This window comes from Protofrankia sp. Cr1 (assembly GCF_963555865.1).
Lineage (GTDB): Bacteria > Actinomycetota > Actinomycetes > Frankiales > Frankiaceae > Protofrankia.
Genome location: NZ_CAUVXO010000284.1, coordinates 3,266 through 7,013 on the forward strand (window position 1 = coordinate 3,266; position 3,748 = coordinate 7,013).

Consider the following 3,748-nt stretch of genomic DNA (forward strand, 5'->3'; position numbering starts at 1 on the left):
CTATTGCCGGGCGCTCTTAACGATGTGAATCTGATGCTCCTACCACAACACCAGATTCACATCGTTCCCAAAGAGCGCCCGGCAACAGTCCCGCGACGCCGCGCCCCGGTCGCCGGTCGCCGGTCTGAGACAGAGCATGTTAATGTGATCGTTACCAAGGGTAAGGATAATACGGCCATGACGTACAGCTCCCTCGGCCCATCGGCAGGCGCGACGACTGGCGGGAAGGTCGCCACGTCCGCGCTCGGGGTCCACCTGCGCGCGGACGGCGCTGATGTCGGCGTGTTGTCCGCCGTCGCCGACGCAGTCGACTTCTGCCTGTTCGATGACAACGGCGGCAGCGGCAAAAGCAATGGCGGCGGCGGCGAGACGCGGGTGCCCCTTGAGCAGGACGATTCGGGCACCTGGCGCGGCCATGTGTCCGGCGTACGAGCTGGGGACCACTACGGGTTCCGGGTGTCCGGCCCGTGGGATCCCGCCGCCGGGCTGCGGTGTAATCCGGCGAAACTGCTGTTGGACCCCTATGCTCGCGCTGTCACGGGAACGGTGCGATGGGGGCCCGAGGTGCTCGGGCACATCCCCGGTGAGCCGGACCGCCGCAACGACGCCGACTCGGCCGGCTTCGTACCCCGGTCGGTGGTGGTGGCGCCCGGGCAGCCTCCCGCCCCGGGGCCGGGCCGGGTGCCGTGGTCGGAGACCGTTATCTACGAAACCCACGTCAAGGGCTTCACCCAGTTGGCTCCGGATGTGCCGGCGTCGCTGCACGGCACCTATGCCGGTCTCGGCTCACCCGCGGCCGTCGACCATCTGCTCCGGTTGGGTGTGACGACCGTCGAGCTGATGCCGGTGCACCATTTCCTGCACTCCGGCGTCCTGCTCGACAAGGGCCTGCGCAACTACTGGGGATACGACTCGATCAGCTATTTCGCCCCGCACGGCGAATACGCGGCGACGTCGGTCCCCGGCGGGCAGGTCGACGAGTTCCGGACCATGGTCGAGGCGCTGCACGCCGCCGGGCTCGAAGTGCTGCTGGACGTCGTGTTCAACCACACCGCCGAGGGTAACGAGAACGGCCCGACGCTGTGCTACCGCGGTCTGGACAACGCCGCCTACTATCGGCTCGTCCCCGGGCAGCGGCGCTTCTACTATGACACCACCGGCACCGGTAACACCCTCGATCTCGCGCATCCCGCGGCGCTGCGCCTGGTACTCGACGCATTGCGGTATTGGGTGGTGGCGATGGGCGTCGACGGTTTCCGTTTCGACCTCGCCGCGTCGCTGGCCCGTGACGAGGACGCCGGGTGGGATGTGTACTCCGCCTTCCTGGACGCGATTGCGGCGGACCCGGTGCTGTGCGCGGTGAAACTGGTCGCCGAGCCGTGGGATACCGGCGTTGACGGCTATGACCTCGGTCGTTTCCCGGCCGGCTGGTCGGAATGGAACGGCCGCTACCGTGACGACGTCCGCGACTTCTGGCGGGGTCTGGATGGCAAGGTTCCGGCGCTGGCCACGAGGTTGGCCGGCAGCTCCGACCTGTATCCGACCCGCGGCCCGGTGGCCAGCATCAACTTCATCACCTGTCATGACGGTTTTACACTGCGTGACCTGACGTCGTATGACGCCAAGCACAACGAGGCCAACGGCGAGGGGAACCGGGACGGCACCGACGACAACAGGTCCTGGAACTGCGGCGCAGAGGGCGACACCGATGACCCGGCCGTGCTGGCGTTACGCGCCCGCCAGCAACGCAACCTGCTCACCACCCTCCTGGTCAGCGACGGCGTGCCGATGCTCTCTCACGGCGACGAACTCGGCCGCAGCCAGCACGGCAACAACAACGCCTACTGCCAGGACAACGCCATCTCCTGGATGGACTGGGCCGCCGCCGCAGCTGGCAACGCCGACCATTTTGATCACCCGGACCACCCGGACCACCCGGACCGCGCCGATCTCATCGCCTTTACCGCCGGCCTGATCCGGCTACGCCGCGAGCACCCGGTGCTGCGTGCCCGCCGTTTCCCGACCAGCGCCCCGCCCGCGGCCGGCGGCGGCGTTGTGCAGACCTGGCTGCGTCCGGATGGGCAGCCCATGACCGACGGCGACTGGCAGGCGACGTTTGCCCACGCACTCGCCGCCCACCTGCGCGGCGGCAACGGTCCCGGCCACAATTCCGGCGACGATGGCGGGGCTGAGGCCGGCGAGCTGCTGCTGGCCTTCAACGCCTACTGGGAACCGGTGACCTTCACCCTCCCCGGCACGGGCTGGGGGGTCGTGCTGGACACCACCGTCCCCGACCCGCCACGATCCGTTCCGACCAGCCTGGTCGGCCCCACCATCGACGTCGGCCCACGCAGCGTCGTCATCCTCAGCCGCTCCTGACCGGGCAGGGTGGCCCGCCGGCGGGCAGGATCGGTGTCGCGTTGCGCGACCGCGTTTCGCCGTGCATACTTGAACCGCCGAGGCAGTAGCTGAGGAAGTAACCCCGGTCCCTCCCCGGACGAGGAGCGGCCGGGGTTTGCGTTATCCGGGCCCAGCGCAGGGCACCGCGGCTGACCGCGCCCACACGGTCCAGATCCCTCCTTTCCCTTCGGCCCACGCGAACCCATCGGCGAGCCACAGCAGAGGCTCTTCGTGTTTGCGCATGTGCTCGTAGGTCAGTGGGGGTTTCGGACCGAGCGCGGTGCGTAGCAACGTACGAGCCTTGGCGAGATCGGCGATGGCAACCTGTACTATGGCCAGCCGGTATATCCCGCTACGGCAGGATTCATCGCCGAAGGCGCGACATGGCTGATCTTTCGTCATAGTTTTCTGACTGTACGCCACTGCTCCGACACGATGGTCGGCCCGCCGGTGTGTGTCAGTTGTCGTGCGTCAGCCGCCTGGTAGGACCAGCGGCGCGTCCGCCGGGACGCGCCGGACGGCCGGGTCGTAGCCGTCCAGCTCGCCAGGCTCGAAACGGACGTTCTTGATCATAAACCAGAAGGAGCCATCCGGCTCGCCGACTAGCTTGTACGAACCGTCCGGCAGCAGGACCGCCCACCCGTCCCGAGCACCGATCATGGTCGCGATCGGGCGGCCGGTGGCGGTCTCCCACAGCCGTACCGTGTTGTCGTCGCCTCCTGATGCGATCATGGTGCCGTCGGGGGAGAACTCCACCGACAACACCTGGCGGGTGTGGCCGGTCAGGGAGCGCATCTCGGTACCGGTGGTGGTGTCCCACAGCCGTACCGTGTTGTCGTCGCCTCCTGATGCGATCATGGTGCCGTCGGGGGAGAACCCCACCGACAACACCGAGCTGGTGTGGCCGGTCAGGGTGCGCAGTTCACGGCCGGTCGCGGTATCCCACAGCCGCACCGAGCCATCCGCACCCCCGGAAGCGATCATGGTGCCGTCCGGGGAGAACCCCACCGACCACACCCAGTTGGTGTGGCCGGTCAGGGTGCGCAGCTGTCGGCCGGTCGCGGTATCCCACAGCCGAATCGAGCCATCCGCACCCCCGGAGGCGATCATGGTGGCGTCCGGGGAGAACCACACCGACCACACCCCGTCGGTGTGGCCGGTCAGGGAACGCAGCGCACGGCCGGTCGCGGTGTCCCACAGTCGCACCGAGCCATCCTCACCCCCGGAGGTGATCATGGTGCTGTCCGGGGAGAACCCCACCGACAACACCGAGCCGGTGTGGCCGGTCAGGGTGCGCAGTTCACGGCCGGTCGCGGTATCCCACAGCCGCACCGAGCCATCCTCACCC

The 3,748-nt window shown here is 68.2% G+C and carries 1 protein-coding gene and 1 pseudogene; one reads left to right on the top strand and one right to left on the bottom strand.

Annotation, left to right across the window (positions count from 1 at the left end; translation table 11 throughout):
• Window positions 1–177 precede the first annotated feature (177 nt).
• Window positions 178–2,379 carry a glycogen debranching protein GlgX gene (gene glgX, locus U9980_RS19065; RefSeq protein ID WP_322769165.1) on the top strand — a complete coding sequence of 734 codons (2,202 nt, stop codon included), beginning with the start codon at window positions 178–180 and terminating at the stop codon, window positions 2,377–2,379.
• A 492-nt stretch (window positions 2,380–2,871) separates the two neighbouring features.
• Here glgX and U9980_RS19070 read toward each other — a convergent pair.
• Window positions 2,872–3,748 (bottom strand): annotated as a pseudogene (locus U9980_RS19070) (WD40 repeat domain-containing protein); the annotation flags it as partial.